The sequence below is a fragment of the Corynebacterium sp. CNJ-954 genome, assembly GCF_001942345.1.
GTDB lineage: Bacteria > Actinomycetota > Actinomycetes > Mycobacteriales > Mycobacteriaceae > Corynebacterium.
In genome coordinates this window covers 141,548-147,659 of sequence record NZ_MKKI01000002.1, presented here as the reverse complement: position 1 = coordinate 147,659, position 6,112 = coordinate 141,548, and the positions used below count along the sequence as shown (strand labels likewise).

At 63.9% G+C, this 6,112-nt stretch carries 10 protein-coding genes; 2 read left to right on the top strand and 8 right to left on the bottom strand.

Annotated elements, in window-relative coordinates; all coding sequences use genetic code 11:
* Together BJF89_RS01565 and fdxA are read left to right on the top strand one after the other, a co-directional pair.
* The coding region (locus tag BJF89_RS01565) for a Fe-Mn family superoxide dismutase (protein ID WP_304441321.1) at positions 1 to 136 on the top strand (136 nt) is incomplete at its 5' end.
* Between the two features lie 3 nt (positions 137 to 139).
* Complete coding sequence (gene fdxA / locus BJF89_RS01560) at positions 140 to 463, top strand: ferredoxin (protein WP_075811641.1); 324 nt, start codon at positions 140 to 142, stop codon at positions 461 to 463.
* 9 nt (positions 464 to 472) lie between these two features.
* Here fdxA and BJF89_RS01555 read toward each other — a convergent pair whose 3' ends face one another.
* The 8 genes from BJF89_RS01555 to BJF89_RS01520 all read right to left on the bottom strand — a co-directional run bounded on the left by BJF89_RS01555 (position 473) and on the right by BJF89_RS01520 (position 6,094).
* Positions 473 to 847, bottom strand: coding sequence for a nuclear transport factor 2 family protein (locus tag BJF89_RS01555; RefSeq protein WP_075811690.1), 375 nt, complete (start codon positions 845 to 847; stop codon positions 473 to 475).
* 29 nt (positions 848 to 876) lie between these two features.
* The gene (locus BJF89_RS01550; protein WP_075811639.1) at positions 877 to 1,527 is read right to left on the bottom strand and encodes a LysE family translocator; all 651 of its coding nucleotides are present in this window, start codon (positions 1,525 to 1,527) and stop codon (positions 877 to 879) included.
* 63 nt (positions 1,528 to 1,590) lie between these two features.
* Positions 1,591 to 2,400, bottom strand: a complete 810-nt coding sequence (locus tag BJF89_RS01545) for an AraC family transcriptional regulator (protein ID WP_075811637.1) — start codon at positions 2,398 to 2,400, stop codon at positions 1,591 to 1,593.
* Between the two features lie 18 nt (positions 2,401 to 2,418).
* Complete coding sequence (locus BJF89_RS01540) at positions 2,419 to 3,228, bottom strand: hypothetical protein (RefSeq protein ID WP_075811635.1); 810 nt, start codon at positions 3,226 to 3,228, stop codon at positions 2,419 to 2,421.
* The gene (locus BJF89_RS01535; RefSeq protein WP_222843789.1) at positions 3,225 to 3,941 is read right to left on the bottom strand and encodes an ABC transporter ATP-binding protein; all 717 of its coding nucleotides are present in this window, start codon (positions 3,939 to 3,941) and stop codon (positions 3,225 to 3,227) included. Before BJF89_RS01535 ends, BJF89_RS01540 begins: the two co-directional genes overlap by 4 nt.
* On the bottom strand, positions 3,938 to 4,483 hold the full coding sequence (locus BJF89_RS01530) for a helix-turn-helix domain-containing protein (protein ID WP_075811633.1): 546 nt from the start codon (positions 4,481 to 4,483) through the stop codon (positions 3,938 to 3,940). Before BJF89_RS01530 ends, BJF89_RS01535 begins: the two co-directional genes overlap by 4 nt.
* A gap of 39 nt (positions 4,484 to 4,522) precedes the next feature.
* On the bottom strand, positions 4,523 to 5,035 hold the full coding sequence (locus tag BJF89_RS01525; RefSeq protein WP_083650430.1) for a DUF664 domain-containing protein: 513 nt from the start codon (positions 5,033 to 5,035) through the stop codon (positions 4,523 to 4,525).
* 117 nt (positions 5,036 to 5,152) lie between these two features.
* On the bottom strand, positions 5,153 to 6,094 hold the full coding sequence (locus BJF89_RS01520) for a tyrosine-protein phosphatase (RefSeq protein WP_083650429.1): 942 nt from the start codon (positions 6,092 to 6,094) through the stop codon (positions 5,153 to 5,155).
* Positions 6,095 to 6,112 lie beyond the last annotated feature (18 nt).

Here is a 6,112-nt window from a genome sequence, read left to right as displayed (position 1 = left end):
GCTGCTGATGCTCGACATGTGGGAGCACGCCTTCTACCTGCAGTACAAGAACGTCAAGGCCGACTACGTCAAGGCCGTGTGGAACGTGTTCAACTGGGACGACGTCGCCGAGCGCTACGCCGCCGCCGCGAACTGATAGATGACCTACGTCATCGCCCAGCCCTGTGTGGATGTCCTCGACCGGGCGTGCGTCGAAGAGTGCCCGGTCGACTGCATCTACGAGGGCAACCGCATGCTGTACATCCACCCCGACGAATGCATCGACTGCGGTGCGTGTGAGCCGGTCTGCCCGGTCGAAGCCATCTTCTACGAAGACGACCTCCCGGACGAGTGGGAGGACTACATCGACTACAACGTCGCGTTCTTCGACGAACTGGGGTCGCCCGGAGGGGCTGAGAGTATCGGTCCCACCGGAACTGATCATCCGACGATCGCCGCCCTGCCGCCGCAGAATCAGGAGTAGACGCTGCTGTCAGTCGCTGACCGCCGTCTGCTGGTAGAGGGCAAGCCGCGGCTTGCCCTCTATCCGTCGGTACACGCTGGACATCAGGGCGGTGAACGGCGTAGGAAGATCCGACCGGGTCGCGGTGGCACGGTAAGTCAACGCCGCTGCATCGTCACTGAGGTGGATGAACTGTTCGTCCTCGATCGTGTACGTCTCCCACGCCGGTGCACCGTCGAGCGAGTCGATGACCTGCTCACGGGACATCGTCATCCCGTTGACCAGGACGAAGACGGCGTCGTCGGTCAGGATCCGCCCGTAGAAGGTTCCACCACTGGACTCGCAGAGCGACTGCCAACCCGCGTGCTCGGCCTCCAGGAGTTCTTCTGTCGTGAAATGGTTCATCATCCCACACTAACCGACGCTGACCGAGACTAACTCAGCTCGATGAGCAGCTCGATGACCATGACCACACCGAACAGTGCGAGGAACACCCCGGCGATCCGTGTCAGCCACGGAACGATGCGCCCGAGCCGGCGTAGCGCCCGTGCAGATCCGAACAGGACAGCGACCAGCAGGTCCCACGCCAGGACCAGCCCGACCATCCACGCCCCGTAGAACGCCAGTGCCATCGTACCTGCCCCGGAGACAGCGGTCGCGAGGCTGACGTAGAACAGCGCATTCTTCGGATTCAGCAGACCAGACGCCAGCCCGAGGCCGGTGTTTCTCGACCAGGACACCTGCTGCATTCTGCGCGTCTCCTCAGTCACCGTTCTCCGGTCCGGCACCGCCAGACTGTTCGCCTGTTCCCCTCTCGCGGACCGGAGGAATGCAGCGCCGATGTAGACGAGAAACAGTCCGCCAGCCAACTGCACCACCCCCAGTACCACGGGGTTCTGGATCGCCGACAGACCGGAGAAGGCAGCCGTGATGATGATCCCGTTGGCGACGGCGATGCCCAGGCAGGCGGCACTGGCACGCCGCCATCCTTCGGCGACGCTGAGCCGCACAACGAGGAAGAAATCCACCCCGGGGATCAGCAGGGCAAGGAAATGCGCGACGGCGACGGCAATGAACTGGTCCATGACCGTGAGTGTGCGACTCCGCTCACCGTCACGTCTTGTACGTTCTTGCGCCCTCTCTCCCGCTCACCCCCGGTAGGCACCGGGAGTGGAGGCGACGTGCGCCCGGAAAATCCGGTGAAAGTGGCTCTGGTCGGTGAAACCCAGTCTGCTCGCTGTGTCGGCGATCGCCGCACCGGAGCGCAGCATGCGTCGTGCCTCCAGGATCCGGGCATTCTGCCGCCAGGCCACCGGACTTAACCCAGTCACTTGTTTCACCGCACGGATGAGCTGGTAACGGCTCAGCCCCACCATCTCCGCCAGATCATCAAGTGCTGGCGTCGATTCGTCGTACCGGAGCCGGTGCAGGACGGGCTCAAGCTCCTCCGCCAACGCCCGGCGTCCGTCGGTCCGAGCAGGCGTTGTTGGCACGGTCATCGACTCCTCCCGCCCTGCGTCTCCGATCCTGACGGCGAGCCGACGGAACTCTCGCTCCAATTCTGCGGCCGGGCGATCCGCAGCGATCGCGTCGTTGACGTTGGTGAGCTGACTGTAGACAGCGGGAGAACGCAGGACGCGGACTCCTGTCGCGCCACTGATGGCCGGAGCCAGGTTGTCCGCCCACACAGCATCCAGGTGGGTCATCTGGTACCGCCAGCGACCTGCATCCGGATTGCAGCAGTGGACGTGTCCGGCCGGGATGACGACGACATCTCTCGGGAGCAAGGCGACCGGCCCGGCCAATGCCCCAGCAAGCACGGAGCGTCCCTCGTCAATGAGCCCGATGGACAGGACGTCGTGCGTGTGTGGACGGTAGCAGGTGTTTTCCCTGCAGGATCGCCGGAACTCCAGCGACGGTATCGCGGTGCTGCGGTAGAACTCCGGTGCGGTGGTCATCGCTGACGAGACTACCTCTCATGTGCTGAGCACCTTCGTACTGCGGAAACCTCTGGCAGTCAGAGCCACCAACGCAGCACTCGCCACGACGGTCACCACCAACACCAGCACAAGTGCCGGCAGCACCCACGTCGGCATCAGAAGCACCGTCGGTACGGCAATCATCGCCGGCAACACCGCCAGCAGACGGATCGGGCCACCGTTCATTCCCGCGTTCGTCTCCAGGCTCCCGGGATAAAGCAACGCCCCGAAGAGGGTGGCCGTAGCCGACCAGACAGCCATGGAGAAAGGGACGACAACCAGCGCTACGACAAACGCCGGAGACAACGTCACCGACATATCGAGGACCAGCACGGCCACCACCGCTGCAACCCCGAACGTCGCCGTGGCGACAACCCATGACGCGGCGGTGAGCAGCAGCCCAGCCCCGAGGTACGAATGGAAGAGGGCCCTGCGAGGGACGGGACCCGCGAGCAGCACCTCGATACCACCACCACTGATGTCATCGGCGGTGACTCCCGGCATCGTCAAGGTCGCGACCACCGCAACCAGCATCCCCAGAATGGCCGGGGCCATGCTCAACAGGTAAGTCGTCACCGGCAGGAGGTCGCCCCCACCGTCGTGCACGGTCACCAACCCGGTGCCCTGTGCGGGGATGAGGTCGTCGAGTCCTGCGGTGTTCATTCCGCCGGGGCCGGCGAAGATGAGCACTGCCAGCAGTCCTCCGATGACCGCGGCGAGCCAGACGGCGGTACTCCGCTGCTGCTGCCATGCTCGGCGGGCGAACGCGGCGCTCCGTGCAGTTGTTCCTCTGACAGTCGCGCTCATGGTGCTTCCTCCAGGACGTCAAGAAGCATCTGCTCCGTCACTTCTGTACCTTCATTGTCTGCGCTGATGCTGACGAGCCGTCCCCCGCTGATCACGAGAAAACGTGCAGCCAGTTCGAGTGCCTCGGGAATACTGTGCGTGGAGTACAGGACGGTTCGCTGCTCACCCCACACGCGCAGCAGTTCACGGGTGCGGGCGGCGTACACGGGGTCCAACCCGGTCAAGGGCTCATCGAGGACGACGAAGTGTGGGTCTGTCATGGCCAACCGTGCGAGGTCGACGCGTTGCCGCTGTCCGCGACTCAGCTGTGTCACCTTCTTTCCCATCAGGTCGACGAGATCAAAACGGTCGACGAGGTCCTCGGTGCTGAGCAGGGTGACATCGGGATAGGTCGCGGTGACTGACTCCCAGAAGTGGAGGTTCTCCTGCACGGTCAACGCCGCTGCCAAGGCGGACTCGTGCCCCAGGTAGCCGATACGCGTGCGGACGGGTGAACCGTCACCAACCTCGGAGCCAAGTACCGTCGTCTCCCCTTCGAGGGCGGGGATGATGCCGCACAGGGCGCGCATCAGTGTTGTTTTCCCTGACCCGTTCCGGCCGAGAAGAGCAGTGACTCCCGGATGTAACGCGAAGTCAACCGGTCCCAGCACCTCGTTGCTGCCGTACCCGACCCTCAGCTTCGTGGCTCGGGCGCTGTCCTGGAGCATCGTCATGACTCCTCCTGCCCCGGGGTGTCACGTGGCATGAGAATGGTGGTGAGTCGTCGTGGACGGCGGTCGTCCCGTTGTGCATTCTGCCGAAGCCGCAGGAGAGCTTGGGTGACGGACCCGAGGAAGTCATCGAGTTCCTCGTCACTCGCCCAGAAGTCGGCCTGGGCGAAGTTGACCCGGTCGTCGACGAGTTCCGGGGTGCCCGCATGAAGGTAGGCGTCCATGTCACGGATCGTCCCGGACGCGAAGACGGTGAACACGGTGAGCAGTTCATCCGGCGTAAGGGCTCTCAGATCCTCCGCCGTAGGGTTGGCCAGCGTGGTAGCGATGCGGTAGATCTTCTCGCTGGTGCCACGTACCGGCCGCTCATCGGCGATCTCCACGACCTCGGCATCCACAAGGGTGGCGATGTGACGGTAGAGGGTGGCTATGGGGATGTCCGGAAGAAGTTCGCGGATCTGATGCGTGGTGAACTCCTCGCCGTCGCGGAGGACCTGGACGATGCGGAGCCGGACCGGGTGCAGAAGTGAAGACGATGTGACCATTCCCGAACACTATCACTATCGATAATGATAGTTAAGAGGTCAGTGCAAGGACGTCACCACATCACGGCACACCTCCAGATGACCGAGGTGCTGGGCAAGCTCATGAAGAATGTGCTCGAGAACCCACTCCGGAGTCGCCTCGGAAACATCCCGGCGCGAGGTCCCTGTCGCCTCTCGATTACGGATTCCCTCAGTGAGGGCGACCCTGGCCCAGCCCGGTAGCCTGTCGCGGACTTCCTTGATCAGCACATGTGCCTCTGCCACCGTCCCCGACGCCCGGAACTCGGCGTCCCTGTCGCGGGGGATGTCCTCTCCCGCGACGAACGCGCCACCCCAGTAGTGGGCCATGCCGTGGACATGGGTGACCAGTGCGAAGGCTGTATTCACCGTGCCAGGCACCGGTGACCTGTTGACCGTGCGGTCATCGAGGGTCTCCAACGCGGCGACGTAGCCGTCGAGAATCTCCGTCATCACCGATACGAAGGTGTTGTAGTGGGGGTTGCGGCTGATACCGTCAACACGCTCCAGAGCGTCCAGATCGTCGCTGTTCATGTCCTTGAGTCAATCACACAGTCCGTCTCCTGACCGTGGAGTGCACATCAGAGTCACCGCACAGAACGAGTCCGAGGCTAGATTCGTTCTGTGCGGTGACTCAGATCGTCGGAACGGTCACGCCTCGACGAGCTTCTCCTTCAGCGCCAGCACCGTGGAGACGTCGAGGCCCAGGCCGGAGACCAGATACGTGTCGGCGTCTCCGTAGAACTCTTTCAGCGCGTCCAGGCCTGAGCGCAGGAAGCCCTCCTGCACGCCGAGCAACACACGGTAGGTGTCCGCGGCCTGGTCCCCCTCGGATTCACGGATCTTCTCGACGGTGGCGTCGATACGGTCCTTCGAGTAGTCGTTGGTCGCGAGGTAGTTGGCGATGACGTCCTTCTCGGTGACTCCGGCGGCGAGCTGCAGCACGGCACTCACCCAGCCGGCACGGTCCTTGCCGGCGGTGCAGTGGAAGACGACGGGGCCGTCGGCTTCTGCGACGGCAGTCACTGCCTTTGCGAGCTGCGCTTTCATACCGTCGTCGGTGACAAAACTCCGGTTGAGTTCACCGAGCATGGTCGCGGCGGCGTCAGGAGAGTCGACCCGGAGATCCGTGGTGGGGTTCGCGGCGGTGGTCGCCCCGCCGACGACGTCGACATGCACGTACTCCGCACCGTCGGGAACGCGGTCCGGATGTTCCTCGATCTCACTGTCTGTCCGCAGGTCGATCACGGTGGAGATGCCGAGACCTTCCACGGTGGCGAGGTCGTCGTCGGTGATGTCCAGGGCGTTGGACCGGTAGACCGAGGCCGCCTTCAGGTGACCGTCGCCCGTGCTGTAGGCGTGGTCGGTTCCGGCCAGGTCCCGGAAGTTGTCGGCAGAGGCCAGTCGAGGAGTCTCGAGGGCGACGCTCTGCACGTCGTCAGTGACTGCCACAGAGCCGGGTACGCTCTCGGCGGCCTGTGCCTGGCAGCCGACGAGCAGTAGAGACGTGGCCACCAGCGCCGCAGTTGCCGGGACGAGAGCCGGGCGAAGCGCGGGACGGTACGGAAGCAGACGTGCGAGGTGTGGGTTCATGGGTCCTTCGCAGGAAAT

Excerpts from the sequence above, each read along its gene's own strand:
- fdxA (WP_075811641.1), top strand. The coding sequence starts at position 140 with ATGACCTACGTCATCGCCCAGCCCTGTGTGGATGTCCTCGACCGGGCG.
- BJF89_RS01545 (WP_075811637.1), bottom strand. The coding sequence starts at position 2,400 with ATGACCACCGCACCGGAGTTCTACCGCAGCACCGCGATACCGTCGCTG.
- BJF89_RS01530 (WP_075811633.1), bottom strand. The coding sequence starts at position 4,483 with ATGGTCACATCGTCTTCACTTCTGCACCCGGTCCGGCTCCGCATCGTC.
- BJF89_RS01520 (WP_083650429.1), bottom strand. The coding sequence starts at position 6,094 with ATGAACCCACACCTCGCACGTCTGCTTCCGTACCGTCCCGCGCTTCGC.
- BJF89_RS01550 (WP_075811639.1), bottom strand. The coding sequence starts at position 1,527 with ATGGACCAGTTCATTGCCGTCGCCGTCGCGCATTTCCTTGCCCTGCTG.
- BJF89_RS01535 (WP_222843789.1), bottom strand. The coding sequence starts at position 3,941 with ATGACGATGCTCCAGGACAGCGCCCGAGCCACGAAGCTGAGGGTCGGG.
- BJF89_RS01555 (WP_075811690.1), bottom strand. The coding sequence starts at position 847 with ATGAACCATTTCACGACAGAAGAACTCCTGGAGGCCGAGCACGCGGGT.
- BJF89_RS01525 (WP_083650430.1), bottom strand. The coding sequence starts at position 5,035 with ATGAACAGCGACGATCTGGACGCTCTGGAGCGTGTTGACGGTATCAGC.
- BJF89_RS01540 (WP_075811635.1), bottom strand. The coding sequence starts at position 3,228 with ATGAGCGCGACTGTCAGAGGAACAACTGCACGGAGCGCCGCGTTCGCC.